We start from the raw sequence: 18209 nt of genomic DNA on the forward strand, positions 1-18209 counted from the left end.
CAACCGCATCGCCGACCACCCCAACCGTCAAATCGACGATCTCTTGCCTTGGAACTACCGCGCCGCCTGAGCAGAACCGCTCACCGGACGCTTACGATCGAGACCATGTTCACCTTGCGGCACACGGCATTGATTATGGCCGTCTCCGCTGCGCCGGTCTCCCGCCGTCGTCATGCTGCGCGCTCAGCGAAGCCCCGCCCGTATGGCCAAGTTTCTCGTCACGCCGACGACGCTTGACCCATTCGCTGACCACACGCAACGAGCCAGCAAAGCCACATGCCTTATCACCGCTACAGTTCGGCGCCCACCCGGCATCCTGCAGCCCACTCGGCCTCGAGCGTTAGCGACCAGGCATCCAGCGAGCTCTGGCGGCAGCGGCAAGTATTATGACGCTGGCCGCATAGAACCTTCCGGATTGTCTGACGCGAAACGCTAGTGATGCGGGCCACGGCCTTGATCGGTACGCCTTGCGCGCTGAGGTTCTCAATGCGCCGGTTGAGCGCCTCGCGCACCTCGGCGCCGTCCCACTGAATGCGTTCGGCACGGGTCAGGGTCGCCGGATTGACTGGGCCGCTGGGTCCAAGCGCTTGGCGCAAACTTGGCATTTCGGAACGGACAGCCGCCACGAACGCTGCCGACGCGTTTTCGGACAGTTGCCAGCGATCGGCCACCTGCCGCGCCTGAGGTGCCGCTTCGGTGGCGGCAGCACCATAGCCCAGCCCGCGATGCCGGCAGATGATCTCGACCTGTGGGTTGTTACGAAGCCTGGCCACTACGGTCTCACGCTGCCTGTCGGGCAAAAGTTCGATGGCTTGGCGACGTTCGAGATCGACGACGATGCTGCCGTAGCTGTCCACGCCGCCAGGCGAAATCATCGATGCCGATCACCCGCGCCGCGGGCGGGGTCTGTGCTGTCGGCTCTCCGCGTCGCAGAACACGCAGCATCGTGTCCCGGGACCATGGCACCGCCAGTCGTAGATACCGCGCGCGCAACGTGGGAGAGCGCCTCGGCACACGGCAAGCCGAAATGGAAGCTAATCACAGGAGGCTTCAGCGCCAGCAGTGTCGCGACATGTCGGGATCCTCGGCATTGGGCACACACGTGGGTTCGATTGCTAGGCGCGGATTCGCACTCATCGCATTTGACCCAGGAATCAAAAGAGAAAATTTAAAGAGGTCTAAGCCGAGGCACCCGACCAGAAACATGGACATAAAGATCTTATCCCTCATGATGTTAGGCGCACAATTCGAATCCCACCCTCTCTGCCAGACGCTGCTTTCGTGATCCCGTGATCTAAATATAAGACTGTGGTTTGGATCCGATTGTGTAGACGTGTGTCGGGCGGCGAAGGTCGGCGGCATGATCGCATAATAGTGCGTCAACGGCACGCGTTGAGCTGCTGCTGTATCGCAAGAGCGTCGAGGAGAAAGTTTTGCTCGATGAAGCGGCCGTCCCGTATTTTGTGGAACACGTGTTCGACGTATTCGACAGTCGCTCCGCTCGGAGGTGACCCGAGCCATTCTTTGACAGGGGTGCCCTTATTAAAGAAGCGAGCTGCGACCCGATCGCCGTCGATTGCAAGATCCTGAGGACGCCAGATCAAATCAGGAACCGCTTCGACGTGACCTTCGAGCACTGTAACCATTTGCTCCCGGGTCATCGGCTGTCCGTTTACGATCATGTCGTCATGCATGAACTCGCTGAGGTGCTCAAAGTCATGCGAATTAAGCGCGGCGATGTAGCGTTCAAATAAATCGCGCAGAACGACTTCTTTCATCGGCTTTTCCTCTCGATTGGTGAGTTCATGTGTGCCAGTCACGTCGAGTGCAGCTGGAGAAACATGGTCGAATAACATTCATTCCGCCGCGAGAGGGTGGATTGAGGCAACGAGGTTCATCGCTAGCCGCGATGCCGAATAGCACCTAGCTGGGTTCCGCTGCCGCATAGGCGTCCGTTGTCCGGATGATCTCATCGAGTATCTTGGGTTCAGACCAGGCATGGCCGGCGCCCTCAACCATTCGAAGTCTCGCCTGCGGCCAAGCGCGATGCAACTCCCAGGCGGTACGCGGCGGGCAAACCATATCGTATCGACCTTGAATGATCGTGCCGGGTATTGCCCGCAATCGGGCTCCCTCGCGGATTAATTGCCCATCTTCAAGCCAGCCGCCGTGAACGAAAAAGTGGTTCTCGATGCGTGCAAACGCGAGCGCGAAGCGTGGATCGGCAAAGCCAGCACTGGTGTCTGGATCCGGCATCAGCGTTAGCGTCTTCCCTTCCCACATCGCCCAGGCCTGAGCGGCCTGTGCCTGAACGGCCGGATCGCTGCTCGTCAGTCTGCGACGATAGGCAGCGCGAAGATCTTGACGTTCCGCTGCTGGGATGGGCGCCACAAACGACTCCCAGTGATCCGGGAAAATCTCCGAAGCACCCTGCTGATAGTACCAGTCCAATTCCCGCCGACGGACAGTGAAGACCCCGCGCAGCACAAGCTCGCTCACTCGGTCCGGGTGCTTCTGCGCATAGGTCAGCGCTAGCGCCGAGCCCCAGGAGCCCCCGAACACAAGCCACCGCCTAGCGCCGATGAGAGTACGCAACTGCTCCATGTCGGCCACCAGATGCCAGGTCGTATTCGCTTCCAGGCTGGCGTAAGGAGTAGACTTTCCGCATCCACGCTGATCGAACAGCAACAGATCATATCGTGCCGGATCAAACAGGCGGCGGTGGCGCGGCGAGATGCCGCCGCCCGGTCCGCCGTGAAGGAACACAGCTGGCTTGCCCCCTGGAGTTCCACAGCGCTCATAGTAGAGGACGTGGCCATCGCCGACATCGAGGAACCCCGCTGCGTAGGGCTCGACCGGGGGGTACAACGAGCGCAGATCAGGCATCGGCTACGCGTCGCATTCGACGAGGAACAAGGTCGAGCGGTGCATCGACAGCGGCAGCGACCGCCTCGGCCATCAGCGCGTGATCGGGCGATTGGGCGCACGCCGGATCGGTAGCCGTGGCATCACCTGCCAGGGCCAGCGCCTGACAGCGGCAGCCGCCCCAGTCGATCTCCCGCCGGTCGCAGCTCCGGCATGGTGCTGGCATCCACTCGGTGCCTCTGAAACGCCGGAACGCCTCCGAGTCAGTCCAGATGTCTTTAAGCGACATGTCTCGCACCGACGGGAACGCGAGATCGGTCAGCGTTTCCGCCGCATGGCATGGTAGCGCTTTGCCGGAAGGCGATATGTTGATGAAGCGTTTGCCCCATCCCCCCATGCAGGCCTTGGGACGCGCAGCGTAGTAATCGGGAACAACATAGTCGATGGCAATGCGACCAGCGAGCCGGGTACGGGCAGTCGTAACGACCTTGTTGGTCGCCTCCAACTGCTCGCGACTGGGTAGCAGCGCGCTCCGATTCAGCAGCGCCCAGCCGTAATACTGTACATGCGCGATCTCGATACGTTCAGCCTGAAGCGCTTCACCCAAGGCGATCATCGCTTCGACCCGACCGACGTTCTGCCGATGCACAACGAAATTGGCGGTGAGCGGGAGCCCGGCTTCACGAATGCGGCGCGCGGCCTCCAGCTTACGTGCGTGGCCGCCACGGTAGCCACCGAAGCGGTCACCCTCCGCCAGAAGGGCGTCCTGGAAGGAAAGCTGTATGTGGTCGATACGGGCGTGCAGCAGATCGCTCATCGCCGCATCGGACAGCAACACGCCAGAAGTGATGATGTTGGTATATAAGCCTGCGCTCGAAGCATGCGCGACCAGCTGGACGAGGTCGGCGCGCGCCATCGGCTCGCCACCGGAAAAATGCACTTGCAGGATGCCCAGTGCCGCCGCCTGGTCGAGCACCCGCATCCAGTCGGCGGTGGTGAGCTCGCCAAGCGGTGGGTCAAGCGCGATCGGGTTGGAACAATAGGCACATTGCAAGGGGCAGCGATGCGTAAGCTCAGCAATAAGACCCATGGGAGGCTGGGTATAGTTCATAGTTCCAGCGCTCCGCGTAGTGACAGGTCTTCCAGCGCTGCTGCCGTGTCCCGAACAATGAGCTCACGCGGTGCGTCGAACCGCGAAGCGAGATCGTCGGCAATCAACGCGATTGAGCGCTCGCCATCCACCAACTTCAGAATTTCCACTGCAACTTCATCAGGCATGTACAGCTTCTCGGGCGCTAGAAGCACCCAAGCCCTGCGAATCTGGTCGTACCGGAACCGGACGCCCCGACGGAAGCGCGGAACGCGAGACTCACCGATCATGCGGCGTCCGGTACGAATGCGCCGGGCGGCACAAAGCCGGGAGCGACATAGGCATAGTATAGGCCGTTCAGCTGAGACCATAGCACGTCGCATTTGAACCGGAGCGCCGCTAGCACCGCCGCTTGCTTCTCTAAGGTGACTGCCTCCGACCTGACATAGGCGAGGGCCCAAGCGCTGTCCTGCGGCGCCTGGGTGAGCCGGGGCGTAAAATAGGCCAGTGTCTCGCGAGTTATGAAGTCGTAGTGCTTCAACATGCCCGAGACACGCTCTGCGATGATTGCCGGCGCGAACAACTCCGTGAGCGAAGATGCGATCGCTTCCAGCAGCGTGCGATCCCGAACGAAATGGACATAAGCGCCCACGGCAAAGCGCGTCTCGGGGAGAATGCCGCCAGCGCTTTCCACCAAGGCCCTATCGAGCCCAAGCCCTTCTGCCAGCTTCAGCCAGCGTTCTATGCCTCCCGGCGTGTCGCCATCACCGTCATGGTCCTCGATGCGGCGACGCCACTCACGGCGTTGCGCAGTAGAGGGAAGACGCGCCATCAGCATCGCATCCTTGGTTGGTATGCTTGCCTGGTAATAGTAGCGGTTGAGCGCCCACGCCTGTACCTGACCGCGGGTGAGTTTACCGGAGTGGAGCAGCTGATGGAAAGGGTGGAGGCTGTGATACCGTTCAGCGCCGATCGCGCGGAGCGCGGCTTCTAGCCCGTCAGGGGACATCACCGCACTCAAAGCGAAAACTCCATGCCGTCCTCGGCGATGATCCAGCCAGCAGCCTCCGCTTCGGCTCTCTCGGGCGAGTCCGCCAGCAGGACAGGGTTCGAGTTGTTCATGTGAATGATAATCTTGCGGCGCACCGTGATCGATTGGAATGCAGCCAGCGTGCCATCGGGCCCGGAGAGACTCATATGCCCCATCCTTCGGCCCGTTTTGCTACCGAGCTTCGCGGCGACCATCTCATCGTCGCGCCAGAGCGTGCCGTCGAAGAACACCATGTCCGCGCCGTTCAGCCGCGAGGCTAGCTCGTTCGTCATGGCTGCACAGCCGGGGATATAGAAGAGCCGATGCCGCCCGTCCGACACCAGCACGCCAACGGTCGTTTCGTCGACCTGGATGGTCGGCATCGTACCCGCCTCCTCCAAGAAGAGCGGCACCTTCCCCGGGACGGCAAACAGCTCGAGGGTGCAGCCGTACGCGGTTGCTGGAGCGTTCGGCTCCAACGCCTGCCTTGCCACGATGTCCCGACCAAGTACGTCGAAGATCGGGTTGGCATCGAGAAATCCGTGGACGCGCGGTGTCGCAAGAAGGGTGAATGCGTGGCGCTCTCTCAATGTCAGGAGGCCGGCAATCGCGTCCACATCGCCGCCAGACAGGACAACTGCAGCGATTGGGCTGGAGCGCATTCCGTCGCGAGGGTGCAGCTTTGGCGTGCGGTTGAGTTGCTCGCGAAGGTCTGGCGACGCGTTGAGAAGGATCCACTGATTGCCGTCCGCGCTGATGGCGAGGCCGGCCTGGGTCCTGGGGAGCGCTGCAGGATCGCCAGCGCGGGCGCGGCGGCAACCGGGAGCATCGGAATTCCACTGGGGGAATCCTCCGCCGGCAGCGGACCCCAGGATCAAAACCTGCACTGATAACTCAGGCGTTGAGCTCGGCAGAGGCGTAGCAGTTGATTTCCGCGCCCAACGCTACTTCGACGATCTTGGGGGTGTTCCAGGTCATGAGCTTGCTCCATTGGTGTTGCTGGCGCGAGATAGTGCCACTGCCATCCCACAGAATGTGGCAGCAGCTGGGGGGTGATCACTCGCACGCTGACAATGACACCTCGTAAGGTGCGGCGGTAGCGCCGCTACCGTATACTCTCTGTCACAGGTGGCGGAACGCTGGGCGGATAGCACGTGTCGCATTCGCGCCTCATCTCTGCTGGTGAGCCTCAGACTTTCACCATGGCGGATAGTGACCGAAGCCGAGGGTCCTCATTGGAAGGGCACAGGCTTCGTTGCCGCGCTTGTTCGTCCCGAAACAGGAGGAACGGTAGTAATCGTTCCCCGGGGGGATGGCTGACGCTCGGGGGGGGGGGGCGCCCTTTGCGACCGCGCTTAAGACCTGTTGGTCCGTCGCTATCGTGAATCGGCGTGGGAGCGCGCCGAGCGAAAATCTGCCGTCAGGCTCAGTCTGTTCGATCCTCAGCAGTTTATCCGCGAGACCGGCACCGCACGATCCATTCGCGCGGTGGTCGCGACGACGAGCTTCAGGTTCTGAGCTGTTGGGCGGTCACCCTTACGGTCGCGAAGCTTGAGCTCGGATCAGTAGGAGGGGAGAGTGATCGCGTAAGCTTTGAATGGAGCAGGATCGGTCTCTGGCTTGTCGCGCAGAGAGAGCTTCGATTCGAGCGCCCAGAGTGTGTTTCCTACAATCGTCACACCAGCGGGCCCGACCAGTCCCGAGCGGAGTGTCTGCACGGCGACGGTGTCGCCCTTGATGGTCAGCAGGTCGATGGTTCCCCCACCTTCAGCCAAGACCAACTGGGTCGCATTCAGGCGGCGCATCCCGTCTGGTCGTGTCAGCAGGCGCGATGTTTTCAAAACCACCGGCATGCCCGCAGACCCATCGGCCTTCAGCTCGATGCGCATAAGCTTTCCGGAAGTGAAGCTGTTCACGAACAGCAGACGGTCCTGAAAGGCGAGACCGTCGGCACCCTCAAGGTCGTTCGACCTCGACCATTCGGTTAGCTCCTGGCTGTCGGCAGCCAGGCGCAGGATGCGCCCGCCGGCAGTATCGGCGACATATGCGGCCTTGTCCGGCCCGATAGCGATATCGTTGCATAGTCCGCTGCCGCCGGGCAGCGGATGTTTGCTGCGGAAGGCGCCAGTCTTGAGATCGTATCTGAAGACCGCCGGCTTGGCTGTAACCTGTCTCGGGGCCGCAGGGTCGAGGCGCGAAGAGCAGACCCAAAGAATGTTGGAGGCTTCGTCGGCCAAAACTCCGAACGTGTCGAGAAGACCGTTGTCACCCGCCGCTATCCATTGCGTCGCAACTGCGGCTCCTGGCACCGCCCTGAAGATTCCACCTGACCCGACCGAGCCGGTGATGATGGTTCCGTCTTCGGTCGAGGTAATGTTCTCAGGAAAGGATTTCGGGCCGTCGATGACTATCTCGGAGCGCGAGGGTCCGGGCTGCGCAGCGCAACTGGAGGCTCCGGCGGCGATTGCGGCCGCCATGAGCGAGACAAATGCAATCTGACGTCTCGCGTGCTGGACGCTCATGATGTGAGGCGAGCAGATCATAGATCGTTTCGTTCGTGAGGGGGTTCGCCGAAGCGAAAGCTCGAAACCGATAGGCCCCCGAAGAAATCCGATTGGTGGTAGCTAAGGGATGCAGGTTCGGCGCCCGCCGCTCCGGCCACGACCATCAGCGGCAGGAGGTGATCCTCGCGGGGATGTACCGCGCGGGCAGAGGGAGCCCCAGTCCATTGTAGCAGTCGCCTCTCGCGCTCGTGAGGCGGCGTGTCGAGCATCGTTTCCCGCAACCACGCGTCAAACTGTCGGGAAGGTTCGTGCCCGGCTCCCGTCTGCATAGCTTGCAGATTATGGTAACTGAGCCCGCTGCCAATGATCAGAACACCCTCGTCTCGCAAGGGGGCAAGAGCCTTACCAGCGGCGATATGCAGGGCCGGGTCGAAGCTGGCATGTAGTGAAACCTGGACGACACGAACATCCTCCTCGGGATAGAGGGGCTTCATGATGCTGAAGGTGCCGTGATCGAAGCCGCGCTGAGGATCGAGATCGGTAGGGAGCCCTTGAGCCGCCAACAACCCGGCCGCCCGCTCGGCCAGTGCTGGCGAGCCGGGGGAGCGGTATGCGATTTCGTAGAGGTGGGGAGGAAAACCGTAGTAATCGTATTCCATGCCCGGTCGCGCGGCAGTCGAAAGGGTAAACGCTTCCTTTTCCCAGTGGCCCGACACCACCAGCACAGCCTTCGGAATGTTGTCGAGTTCAGCGCGCATCCGAACGAGTGAGCCCTCGAGCTCAGCGAAATGCCGCCGAAACTCGCCGTCCATGTAGGGCCAAGGGCCGCCGCCATGGCTCACGAAGTACGTTGGGAGAGGTTGGTTCGTCACGATGAGATCCTGAGGCTCGTTACTGGGCTTCGATAGTATGCAGGAAAACGGCCCACCGTCCGAATTCTTGGATGGTCGAGGTGGGTTGCAGTGGAGCATCCGCCTCGGCCACGTGAACGGTGGGCGTACCGCGCGCTACTTCAAGCCGTAGACAACGATGCTGGTGCGCGTGACAGGTGCGGGCCAGGCTCCGCCGCCGTTTCCGATTGCCGCTGCTACAAGCTGCTTGTCTCCGACGCGGTAGGTGATGATGCCGCCGCCGATCGGCTGTCCGACCTGCTCGTTCCAAAGCTTCCTGCCGCTGGTGGCATCCACGGCGAAAAAGTTGCCGGCCAGGTCAGAGGCGAAGACAAGTCCGCCGGCAGTGGGGGTGACCCCGCCGAGAACCGGCTTCGGTGCCTCAAGCTTCCAACGCACGGCACCAGTGTCCGCGTCGTAGGCGGTAAGCCAGCCGCGAGCAGTCGACCACGGCATCATCGCCTCGGTCATAGGCTCCTTGATGCCGAGCCAGATGTCGCCGGTTTTTGGCACAGGTGCGTCCTTGGGCGTCAGCGTCACGCGTGAACACCAATCCACCGCACCCACGAATATCGTATTGAGCTTGGGACTGAAGGCCGCGCCATTCCACTCATTCCCGCCGAACATACCCGGGCAGAATTCCGTGGCTCGCTCGCGCGACAGCGGCACATCCACATTCTTGCGGGTTGTTGTTGGCTGGCCGTAGAGGAGCGGGAGACCTGATTGCAGATCGCCGCGATCGAGCACTGACAGCATGCCATCCTTGTTCGCAGAGGCGACAACGCGCTTGCCCCCAGCGGTCGTGAACAGCGCCGGGGGGCCGCTCAGACCCCAGTCGTGGTAATCCTGCTTCACGACCTGGTTGTGGGCGATACGCCGGCCGGTCTTCCCGCCGATGGCAATGACTGAATTGACGTAAAGGTTATCACCCTGCCGGAGCTCGCCGTCGAAGTCCGGAGCGGGATTGCCTGTCGGAACGTAGACGACGCCGGCCGCTTCGTCATAGGTGAGCGAAGTCCAAATCCCACCGCCAGACAGAGGGTTACCTTTCGGCATCTTCCAGGTTGCACGGATCTCGGGGGTGTCGGGCACGACCTCGAAACGCCAGAGCATCTTGCCGGTCTTCGCATCGAACGCGTAGGCGTGGCCGGTCACATTCGCGCGGTCGCCGCCGGCATTGCCGATGAACACCTTACCATCAGCGGCGATCGGCGCCATCGGGATGCTGACCCCGGGCCCGGCGTCAGGGATCTGAACATCCCAGAGCGTGCGGCCGTCCTTCGGAGAGATCGCGAGGACGTGACCCTCCATCGTTCCGCGGAACAGGACACCGTCGTGGTACGCGAAACCGCGGTTAGCGGTGATGACACCTTCTCCAGTCGGCACCGGATGCGTGATGTGCCAGCGTTCCTTGCAGGTCCCGGCATCAACTGCGAACGAACCGCCGGGGGTGGTGAAGTAGAGGACCCCATCGATCGCGAGCGGGCCGGTTTGAAAAGATGACGGCTCGGACAGGGCATACTCGCACTTGCGGACGAGCGATGCGACGTTTTCCCGGGTGATATCAGCGAGAGGCGAAAATCTGTCCCCGGCCAAGGTCCGGTTGTACGACGCCCAGTTCCCATCGGATGCTGCACCCGGGTTGTCTTGGGTGGCGGCGCAAGCGGTCATTGCGAACGACGAAAGCGTAAGAGTGGCAAGGTAGCGGAAACCGCGACGCAGGTTCGCGGGCCTTTTCGGATCGAGCATCAAAGCAATGCTCGACAGCATGGAACTGGTCTGCGGGCCTCGACGTGTATCGACAGCGGTAACTTGTGTCTGAGGTTCAGTGATGACGATGTTGTGGCGCATGGGAGCCCCCTTTCGACTGCGCACGCTATCGTCGATGAGCGCCTTTCTGTAGTCGCGGCAGACAGTCAACTGTGTCGCAAAAACAGAGACGCGCGGCATTGAGAAGCATCATTCGTGTGGGTCTGCCAAACCTCATCCACGCTCGCCTCGGCTGTCAGCCTGACGGGTAATTAGACAGACTATCTGGTGCTCCAAGACGCTCGATCAAAAGCTCGGTGAGGGCTCGGACCTTGCGCAACGGGTGTTGCCCGGGTGGGCGAATAACGAAAATGCCGTACACTGGCTGCGGATAATGAGACATCACGCGCACGAGTGCTCCTGATGCCAAATGCTCGACAACCAAGCCGTCAGGCAGGCAAGCAATGCCGAGACCCGCGAGCGCTGCGGCTCTGATCGCGACTCCGTTATCAGCCTTGAAGCGACCCTGAACATTGAGCGTGACGGTCTCGTTGCCATCCACAAAGTCCCACGGCTCGGTGCCTTGGAGTAGCGCCTCATGACTCAGCAAATCTTCCAGCGTCTCTGGTGACCCACGCCTCGCGATATAGTCCGGGCTGGCCACGAGCGAAGCATAGAGCGGCGCAATGCGCCTGGCGAGAAGCGTCGATGGTGCGGGACGTCCAAACCGAATGGCGCAATCGAACCCCTCCTCTATCAGGTTCACGTGCCGGTCGCTGTAACACGTCTGAATGTGCAAAGACGGATGCAAGCGCCCAAGGTCAGCTAGGACAGGGGCCAGGTGCGTCGGTCCAAATGACAGCGGCGCCGCGATGCGAAGTCGACCCCGGAGCTCTCCGTTCGGTACGATTGTCTCTCGCGCAGTATCGAGATCCGCTATGACCTTTGCGGCGTATTCTCGGAACGTCGCGCCTGCCTCGGTCAGGGAGGCCCCCCGTGTTGTTCGGGCAAGCAGCTGGATCCCGAGATCCGCCTCCAAGCGCATTAGCTGCCGGCTGACGATCGCTTTCCCGATACCGAGGCGACGGGCAGCAGCCGTCACGCCGCCGGCATCCGCGACCTCCACGAAGGTTCGTAGGTCCTGGGTGTTCACGCTCGTCCTCGAATCTGTGACGCAAAGTAGCGAAATACGATGCTAGGGTATCGACATCAGGGATGCCAACGTCACGTAGCGGTATCTGACTGCCTCCAGCATGCTCCCCTTAGCGCGGGGCCGCGCCTCCTTGATCACTGCTGGGCTGAACGATCGGCGGCATCTGTGTCGCGGCCTCCGGAACGCCAGTGGCTAGTTTACGCTTTGGTCGGCTTTGTGCTCGCTGAAGCACTCGATCAGCATTTCGGTGAGCACGCGCACCTTTCGCGAAGGATGCTGCCCCGGGGGACGGACAACATAGATGGCGAGTTCGGGGATCGGATAGCGAGGCATCACGGGCACCAGAACGCCGGAAGCTAGATGTTCCTTGATCAGGTCGAGTGGGACACCGGCGATGCCGACGCCTGCGATCGCGGCGGCGATGAGGGCGACGGCGTTATCTGCTTTGAATCGCCCCCGCGGCCGCATCGCGATGATCTTCTCGCCGTCCACAGTCGGCCACGTCTCCGTGCCTTGCATGACCGCCTGATGAGTGACGAACTCCTCTGGGGTTTCTGGAGATCCGTACTTCTCGATGTAGGCGGGCGATGCGACGTACCCCGCGCGGATGGGGCCGATCCTCCTTGCGATCAGGTTCGAATCGGGCAACGTACCGACGCGTATCGCACAATCGTAACCCTCGGTAATGAGGTCGACGAACCGATCTGTGTAGCATGAATGGATATGAAGTTCCGGATGGCGCGCCGCCATTTCGGCAAGGACCGGCGCGAAATGCGTCGGCCCGAATGACAAGGGCGCTGCGACGCGCAGGCGGCCCCGCAGCTCGCCCGCCGGACGGATGACTTCCTTGGCGACATCGATTTCAGCGATCACCCGGGCGGCGTAGTCCCGGAACGTCGCTCCGGCCTCGGTAAGCGCGGCGCCCCGTGTGCTGCGCGCAAGTAGCTGGACGCTCAACTCCGTTTCCAGTCGGACAAGGCGCCGGCTAACCATCGACTTCGAGATGCCGAGCCGCCGCGAGGCGGGCGTGACGCCACCTGCGTCAGCGACCTCAACGAACGTCCGCAAGTCTTCAATGTCCATCCAGCGTTCCCCGTCCTGCGACACAGCATGTCACCTGACGATGCTACCGCTGCGGATACCGGAATGGCAACACTTCAACCGGGCTCGCGTCTCGTTCGATGTCCCAGCAACCAATGCAAGCACCTGCAGAAGAGAGAACCGCCATGACTTTCCGCAATGGGCTCAATTCGCTTCTTCGTCCCGAAGATTCAGTGCTCCTTTTGATCGATCACCAACCTTATCAGCTTGCCAATACGAACAGCCACGATCCGCAGGCGGTCGTGAACAACACGACCGCTCTTGCGAAGGCCGCCAAGGTGTTCAAGGTCCCAACGATCCTGACCAGCGTCATCGCCAACCGGGGTGGGCTACTCTTCAAGCAGCTCACCGACCTGTTCCCGGATCAGGAGGTGATCGACCGCACTTTGATCAATACCTGGGAAGACAAGCCCACTGTCGATGCGGTCAAGGCGACTGGCCGCAAGCAGCTCATCATTGCCGGTCTCTGGACCGAGGTCTGCGTAGCTATGCCAGCGCTTCACGCGGCCGGCGAGGGCTGGGATGTAACGGTCGTTACTGACGCCAGCGGCGGTGCATCGGTCGAGGCACACCAGGTCGCCATTCAGCGCCTGGTCGCCGGCGGAGTGAATGTGATGACCTGGATGGCCGTGGTCTCGGAGTGGCAGCGCGATTGGGCGCGGACCGACACCGCGGAACTTCTCCCGGAGATCCTGATCGACCACGCCGGAGGTGCCGGCATCGCCTATCTGTGGGAGCAGCAACTCTTGAAGACGCCCGTCGATAACGACGCGGGCTGATCGGTGTGATTGGCGAGCATCGACAAAACGCGTTGCGGCAGCCTGCGGGCATGTCGATGCTCGCCACCCACCCCTGCAAGGTCGGACATGCGCCAAGGCGGCCGACTTTCGATGAGCGCGATCGAGGTGGAGTCCCTCGGCTGGCGAACGCCGGACCTTGCCTAATCTTCGTCGCGGCCGCCTCGATATCGCCTTCCGCAGTGAGTGCGCAGGTGTCGACCAATCTGGAACGCGCTCCGACGCTCACCATCGATCGCTATTCAGAAAACTGGTCCACTCTCGCCGATCCCGCAGCCCGGACGGGCGATTGGGCCGAGCCGTTGAAGTATATCCCGCTGAACGAGGATGGCTCCATCTATCTGACCACAGGCCTGGAGGCGCGTTCACGCTACGAAGGCTATGAGAATGTGAACTGGGGAGCGTCGCCGAACGACGATTACGTCTGGAATCGGCTGATGCCTTATGCTGATCTTCATGTCGGCAAGCTGCGATTTTTCGCGATGCCGATCCTTTCGGCTATCTCCGGAACAGACCGCCGGAAGGGACCTGCGGACGCTACCGGCGTCGACATGCTACAGGCGTTTGTCGACGTAGACATCCCCGTACCGAGCGGGGATGTGCTTCGACTGTCTGCTGGGCGAAAGCTGATTTCGCTCGGTTCGGGACGGTTTATCGACAGGCGCTATGGAACCGGCGTTCCGCTGCCGTTTGACGGTTTCGAGGGTATCGCCACCGGTAAAAGCCGCCAGTTGACTGGCTTCTACCTTCAGCCGGTCGACACGAAGCTGGGCGCGTTCAACGACCGACGCTCGCGCAGTAAAGCAGTCTGGGGCGTCTACGCCACACAATGGCTCAACGCGAAGCACACATATGGTGTCGATATCTACTATATCGGTCTGCGAGACCGAAACGCCGTTTTCGACCAGGGCGCCGGGAGGCAGCTGGCGCACACCATCGGCACAAGGTTCTTCGGAGACAATGGTGCCTGGTATTGGAACGCCGAGGCAGCGGTGCAGCGCGGCACATTTGCCGGTTACCGCTCGGCGGCCTGGGGCGTCGGGGCAGAGGCAGGGTACCGCTTCCGGAACTCGTCACTCCGACCAGAGATCGCGCTTACTGCCGATGTTGTGTCTGGCGACGGTAACCCGAACGACCGGAAGCTGGGGACGCTGAATCCGCTCTTCCCGAACGGCAAGTATTTCGGAGCCCTTTCACCTATCGGTCCGCGGAACCTCATTCATCTTCGACCTTCGACCACGATTCATCCGCGCAAGGACATCGCCGTATCGCTGACCGGAGTCGCCTATTGGCGTGAGAGTGTACACGACGGGATCTACGCCATCCCAGGGTTTCTGGTACGAAGCGGCAAGACCAGCGACGCGCGCTTCATCGGAAAGCAGATCGAGCTTGCCGCCAGCTGGCAGGCGACACCGAAGCTGAACCTCGCCGCATCGCTGAGCGCTTTCGACCCCGGCTCATTCATTCGTGATACCGGCCCGGCGCGCACCATCAAGATGGTCGGCGCCCAGACCACCTTTAGGTTCTGACCATGCCGCTATCGGCCTCTCACTGCGCGCTGCCCCGTGCAGCAACCGAGAAGAAGCCGGGATTGGCCGCCGCCACATCGGCGCGGCCGAGCGGCCTGCGAGTTCGAAACCTCCATCCTCAATTCAACGGACAACGCCTGTACCTGACCCCACTCCGCCCGACTTTCGTGTGGTCGCCCAATGGGACTACGACGACCAGAGGCTCGGATATCTCGCTTGTCAATCGCCGGTTCCGAAGCCAGTCTTGCCGAGGGATAAGCTGCCCGGTTGGAGCAGATGGTCGCGTCTTGGGGACGTCGCTCTCATGCAGGATCAGCCGTTCCGTCTTGGAGCGCACTCGGACTCGCGGTCGGCCTCATCTGCCATATCGTGGCGCAGGCGTTGGCGGAGGAGATGATCGCGCTCATCATCTCGGGTCTATCGTTCGTGCTGCTCGCGCCGCTCTGGCTCCCAGCTCAGAGCGCGCGCTGATCGCTACGATAGCTGCAGATGCGAGCGCAGATGTTCGTCCCGACGAGGCACCTTCCTCCCTATCGATGATCGCCGCGGACGCGCCCAGGCCTGGAGACTAGCCGGGCGAGTTCGAAGTTTGACCGAACTGAACGCCATTTGCCCAATCGAATTTAAAACGAACGCCTGCGGGGAAGTTTCGCCCGAAGCACTCGATCAGCATCTCGGTGAGAATTCGGATCTTGCGCGCCGGATGCAGCCCAGGCGGTCGGACGACGTATATACCAGCAGGGGGGAGTGGAAACCTGGCCATGACGTGCACGAGGCGCCCAGCGGCGATATGCTCGTCGACGAACTCGTTCGGCAACCGGCCGATCCCGATGCCCGCCAATGCAGCAGCAATCAACGCGTTCCCGTTGTCACTCTTGAAGCGCCCTTGCGGCCGTAAGGTGACCATCTTCTGTCCGTCCAAGCACTGCCATGACTCTGTCCGCAGCATCAGGGCTTCGTGGCTCGCAAGATCTTCTGGTGTTTCCGGTGAGCCGTGCTTGGCAATGTATTCGGGGCTGGCCACGAGCTTGCCGTGCAGGGGAGCTACCTGCCTGACGACCAGGTTGGAGTTTTCAAGATAGCCGAACCGAATGCCGCAGTCGAAACCTTCGCCGATGAGATCCACGAAATGATCGTTATAGCTGGTGTGGATCTGGAGCCGCGGATGACGTCGCGCCATCTCAGCGAGAATCGGGGCAATGTGGGTAGGACCGTAAACGTACGGCGCAGCGATGCGAAGGCGACCGCGTAGCTCACCTTGAGGAAGAATGGTTTCCTTCGCGATGTCGATGGACGAGCAGGCCTGGGCGGCACAATCCCGGAATGTCACGCCGGCCTCCGTGAGGTTGGCACCTCGTGTATTGCGCGAGAGCAATTGAATGCCCAGCTCATCCTCAAGGCGCATGAGGCGACGACTTACGATCGACTTGGACACGCCCAATCGACGCGCCGCTGCCGAGATACCCCCTGAGTCCGCGACCTCGACGAACGTGCGCAATTCTTCGATTTCCACTCAGCACCTCACTTTTTCAATTCCCATGCAGTGCCCAGTTATTCTTCGGTCACTGTCGGATATTCGCGCCTGCGGGAAGCAGCGGCTCCGGAACAGGTTGAAGAATGAGACGATCGCTGCCTGAGAAGAAGTGTCCCTGCGTCTGTTCCGAGAGGCGTTCAGTATCCCGGCGGCGAATGTCTTCGTCCGCTTCTGCGATGTCGGCTTCGGCAAATCCTAGGGCGCGCAAGCCTTCGGCCCCCATCAGATACGCAGACTCTACGGTTTCCCTGATCTGGTAATCGACACCTGCGCGGATCAGTTCGATCGCATGTCCTCTATCGCGGCTGCGGATCAGAAGTCGGGCCTGAGGCGCTGCGGCCTGAGCCAACGTGACGATCTGCATGGCCGCCTTCGCGTCATCGATGCAGACCATGATCGCGTCAGCTTCGCCGGCCCCTGAATGGTGCAACGTATCGAGCCTTGCACCGTCACCAAAGAAGACCTTGAACCCGTATCGGGCCGCGTCGCGGATCCGGTCGGGATCGTTGTCGATGACGCTCAGGTCGACCCCGCGGAGCAGCAGCAGCTGTGATGCAATCTGGCCGAAACGTCCGAAGCCGATGAGGAGAACCCGCCCCCTGAGACCTTGTGCGGCCTCCACGCCGTCCATCGTCGGCTTCGACCTTTGCAGCCGCGCCATGGCAGCGGCAAGAGCCGGAATCAGCGACATGGACAAGATTACCAAGGTGGCGAAGATCGCGTTCTCCCGTGCGTCGATCACGCCGCTCGAAACCGCCGAGGTGTAAAGCACGAAGGCAAACTCTCCCCCCGGCAGGAAGAGCGACGTGCGGTGCAGCGCCTGATGATTGTCGCCGCCGAACAGGCGGGCGACCGCGTAGACGACCACCGCCTTGGTGAGCATGAATGCTGCCAGCATCGCCAGCAGGAGCCGCCATTCTGCCGCGACCACGGAGAGATCGAGCGACATGCCGACCGCAAGGAGGAACAGCCCCATCAGCAGTCCGCGGAATGGCTCGATATCGCTCTCTATCTGATGCCGGTAGCTCGAACTGGACAGCATCACGCCGGCGATAAAGGCGCCCATCGCCATCGAGAGTCCGGCCAGGTCCATGAGCAAGGCGGCGCCGAGCACCACCAGCAGCGCGCCAGCCGTAAGCACCTCACGCGTCCGCGCCCGAGCGAGCAGCGCGAAGAAAGGGTTTAGGGCCCAGCGCGCTATGCCCACCAATAGCAGCAATGCGCCAACCGCGGTCAGGGCGCCGGTCCACCCCGCCGCCTCGCGCGCAAGCGGCGACATGAAGGCCACTGCCGCCAACAGGGGCACGATCGTCAGATCCTCGAACAGCAGAATCGCGACCGCTTTCTGTCCTCCCGCGCCGGATATCTCGCCGCGATCCTGCAGCACCGACATGATGACGGCGGTGGAGGACAGAACCATACCTGCAGCCGCGACGAATGCGATCTGGAGTGGCAGGCCGAAGACCAGCGCTCCGGTGGCCGTGAGCGCGGCGATCGCGAGCAGCACCTGCGCTAATCCAAGGCCGAAGATCTCACCGCGCATCGCCCACAGCTTGATCGGTCGTAGTTCCAGCCCGATCACGAACAGGAACATGACGACGCCGAGCTCGGAAAAGTGCAGGATCGACTGAGTGTCGCGGAACAGGGCCAAGCCGGAAGGGCCGACCAGCACGCCGGCCGCGAAATAACCAAGTACCGATCCGAGACCTAACCGCCGGAATAGCGGCACCGCGATAACGGCGGCACCCATAAGCGCTACCGCTGGCCCGATCGTCTGTCCCAAGCTGGCATCGGACATTACTTCACTTCCCCAAGAATTCTGTCCGCCACTTGACCCGGTCGGGACAACCGCGTTTGCCGACGTCACGCGTCCGACCTTAGGGGAAGCTCGCAGTGGCCCCAGAACATCTCACAGGCCTTACGCGCGCGGTAGGTTCGACATTTGATGAGCTGTGTCGCAGTTTGTG

General features: G+C 61.7%; 17 protein-coding genes. 2 read left to right on the top strand and 15 right to left on the bottom strand.

Going from position 1 to position 18209, the window contains the following annotated elements:
* Nucleotides 1-290 precede the first annotated feature (290 nt).
* The 13 genes from HNO88_RS10280 to HNO88_RS10340 all read right to left on the bottom strand — a co-directional run bounded on the left by HNO88_RS10280 (nucleotide 291) and on the right by HNO88_RS10340 (nucleotide 12364).
* Nucleotides 291-857 carry a helix-turn-helix domain-containing protein gene (locus HNO88_RS10280; RefSeq protein WP_184244782.1) on the bottom strand — a complete coding sequence of 189 codons (567 nt, stop codon included), beginning with the start codon at nucleotides 855-857 and terminating at the stop codon, nucleotides 291-293.
* Between the two features lie 522 nt (nucleotides 858-1379).
* Nucleotides 1380-1856 carry an ester cyclase gene (locus tag HNO88_RS10285; protein WP_184244784.1) on the bottom strand — a complete coding sequence of 159 codons (477 nt, stop codon included), beginning with the start codon at nucleotides 1854-1856 and terminating at the stop codon, nucleotides 1380-1382.
* A 67-nt stretch (nucleotides 1857-1923) separates the two neighbouring features.
* A complete protein-coding gene (gene pip, locus HNO88_RS10290; protein WP_221419962.1) occupies nucleotides 1924-2877 on the bottom strand; it encodes a prolyl aminopeptidase in 954 nt (317 codons plus the stop codon).
* Between the two features lies 1 nt (nucleotide 2878).
* Nucleotides 2879-3976 carry a pyrroloquinoline quinone biosynthesis protein PqqE gene (pqqE, locus tag HNO88_RS10295; protein WP_184244788.1) on the bottom strand — a complete coding sequence of 366 codons (1098 nt, stop codon included), beginning with the start codon at nucleotides 3974-3976 and terminating at the stop codon, nucleotides 2879-2881.
* Nucleotides 3973-4338, bottom strand: coding sequence for a pyrroloquinoline quinone biosynthesis peptide chaperone PqqD (pqqD, locus tag HNO88_RS10300; protein WP_312857048.1), 366 nt, complete (start codon nucleotides 4336-4338; stop codon nucleotides 3973-3975). The genes pqqE and pqqD overlap by 4 nt, the downstream gene beginning before the upstream one ends.
* The gene (gene pqqC, locus HNO88_RS10305; RefSeq protein ID WP_184244792.1) at nucleotides 4242-4964 is read right to left on the bottom strand and encodes a pyrroloquinoline-quinone synthase PqqC; all 723 of its coding nucleotides are present in this window, start codon (nucleotides 4962-4964) and stop codon (nucleotides 4242-4244) included. The genes pqqD and pqqC overlap by 97 nt, the downstream gene beginning before the upstream one ends.
* A gap of 8 nt (nucleotides 4965-4972) precedes the next feature.
* Entirely contained in the window at nucleotides 4973-5872 is a 900-nt protein-coding gene (gene pqqB, locus HNO88_RS10310; protein WP_184244794.1) for a pyrroloquinoline quinone biosynthesis protein PqqB, read from the bottom strand.
* A gap of 7 nt (nucleotides 5873-5879) precedes the next feature.
* Nucleotides 5880-5963 carry a pyrroloquinoline quinone precursor peptide PqqA gene (gene pqqA, locus HNO88_RS22995; protein ID WP_184245103.1) on the bottom strand — a complete coding sequence of 28 codons (84 nt, stop codon included), beginning with the start codon at nucleotides 5961-5963 and terminating at the stop codon, nucleotides 5880-5882.
* A 584-nt stretch (nucleotides 5964-6547) separates the two neighbouring features.
* Nucleotides 6548-7528: an SMP-30/gluconolactonase/LRE family protein gene (locus HNO88_RS10320; protein WP_184244795.1), complete on the bottom strand. Its 981-nt coding sequence runs from the start codon at nucleotides 7526-7528 to the stop codon at nucleotides 6548-6550.
* Nucleotides 7525-8361 carry a DODA-type extradiol aromatic ring-opening family dioxygenase gene (locus tag HNO88_RS10325; protein WP_312857049.1) on the bottom strand — a complete coding sequence of 279 codons (837 nt, stop codon included), beginning with the start codon at nucleotides 8359-8361 and terminating at the stop codon, nucleotides 7525-7527. Before HNO88_RS10325 ends, HNO88_RS10320 begins: the two co-directional genes overlap by 4 nt.
* Nucleotides 8362-8496: 135 nt before the next feature.
* Nucleotides 8497-10230, bottom strand: a complete 1734-nt coding sequence (locus tag HNO88_RS10330) for a pyrroloquinoline quinone-dependent dehydrogenase (RefSeq protein WP_184244799.1) — start codon at nucleotides 10228-10230, stop codon at nucleotides 8497-8499.
* A gap of 154 nt (nucleotides 10231-10384) precedes the next feature.
* A complete protein-coding gene (locus HNO88_RS10335) occupies nucleotides 10385-11281 on the bottom strand; it encodes a LysR family transcriptional regulator (protein WP_184244801.1) in 897 nt (298 codons plus the stop codon).
* A gap of 192 nt (nucleotides 11282-11473) precedes the next feature.
* A complete protein-coding gene (locus tag HNO88_RS10340) occupies nucleotides 11474-12364 on the bottom strand; it encodes a LysR family transcriptional regulator (RefSeq protein WP_184244803.1) in 891 nt (296 codons plus the stop codon).
* 143 nt (nucleotides 12365-12507) lie between these two features.
* Here HNO88_RS10340 and HNO88_RS10345 point away from each other — a divergent pair, with 143 nt between their 5' ends.
* Nucleotides 12508-13161 (top strand): hydrolase, encoded by a 654-nt coding sequence (locus tag HNO88_RS10345; RefSeq protein ID WP_184244805.1) that lies wholly within the window; start codon nucleotides 12508-12510, stop codon nucleotides 13159-13161.
* A 212-nt stretch (nucleotides 13162-13373) separates the two neighbouring features.
* Nucleotides 13374-14708, top strand: coding sequence for an alginate export family protein (locus HNO88_RS10350; RefSeq protein WP_312857050.1), 1335 nt, complete (start codon nucleotides 13374-13376; stop codon nucleotides 14706-14708).
* 568 nt (nucleotides 14709-15276) lie between these two features.
* Here HNO88_RS10350 and HNO88_RS10355 read toward each other — a convergent pair.
* Both HNO88_RS10355 and HNO88_RS10360 read right to left on the bottom strand, forming a co-directional pair.
* On the bottom strand, nucleotides 15277-16221 hold the full coding sequence (locus HNO88_RS10355) for a LysR family transcriptional regulator (protein ID WP_184244807.1): 945 nt from the start codon (nucleotides 16219-16221) through the stop codon (nucleotides 15277-15279).
* A gap of 49 nt (nucleotides 16222-16270) precedes the next feature.
* Nucleotides 16271-18040 carry a monovalent cation:proton antiporter-2 (CPA2) family protein gene (locus HNO88_RS10360; RefSeq protein WP_184244809.1) on the bottom strand — a complete coding sequence of 590 codons (1770 nt, stop codon included), beginning with the start codon at nucleotides 18038-18040 and terminating at the stop codon, nucleotides 16271-16273.
* Nucleotides 18041-18209: the final 169 nt, after the last annotated feature.

The sequence above is a fragment of the Novosphingobium chloroacetimidivorans genome (genome assembly GCF_014204535.1).
Taxonomy (GTDB): domain Bacteria; phylum Pseudomonadota; class Alphaproteobacteria; order Sphingomonadales; family Sphingomonadaceae; genus Novosphingobium; species Novosphingobium chloroacetimidivorans.

Excerpts from the sequence above, each read along its gene's own strand:
- HNO88_RS10340 (WP_184244803.1), bottom strand. The coding sequence starts at position 12,364 with ATGGACATTGAAGACTTGCGGACGTTCGTTGAGGTCGCTGACGCAGGT.
- pqqA (WP_184245103.1), bottom strand. The coding sequence starts at position 5,963 with ATGACCTGGAACACCCCCAAGATCGTCGAAGTAGCGTTGGGCGCGGAA.
- HNO88_RS10320 (WP_184244795.1), bottom strand. The coding sequence starts at position 7,528 with ATGATCTGCTCGCCTCACATCATGAGCGTCCAGCACGCGAGACGTCAG.
- pqqE (WP_184244788.1), bottom strand. The coding sequence starts at position 3,976 with ATGAACTATACCCAGCCTCCCATGGGTCTTATTGCTGAGCTTACGCAT.
- pqqD (WP_312857048.1), bottom strand. The coding sequence starts at position 4,338 with ATGCGACGTGCTATGGTCTCAGCTGAACGGCCTATACTATGCCTATGT.
- HNO88_RS10345 (WP_184244805.1), top strand. The coding sequence starts at position 12,508 with ATGACTTTCCGCAATGGGCTCAATTCGCTTCTTCGTCCCGAAGATTCA.
- HNO88_RS10285 (WP_184244784.1), bottom strand. The coding sequence starts at position 1,856 with ATGTTATTCGACCATGTTTCTCCAGCTGCACTCGACGTGACTGGCACA.
- HNO88_RS10330 (WP_184244799.1), bottom strand. The coding sequence starts at position 10,230 with ATGCGCCACAACATCGTCATCACTGAACCTCAGACACAAGTTACCGCT.
- HNO88_RS10360 (WP_184244809.1), bottom strand. The coding sequence starts at position 18,040 with ATGTCCGATGCCAGCTTGGGACAGACGATCGGGCCAGCGGTAGCGCTT.
- pqqC (WP_184244792.1), bottom strand. The coding sequence starts at position 4,964 with ATGTCCCCTGACGGGCTAGAAGCCGCGCTCCGCGCGATCGGCGCTGAA.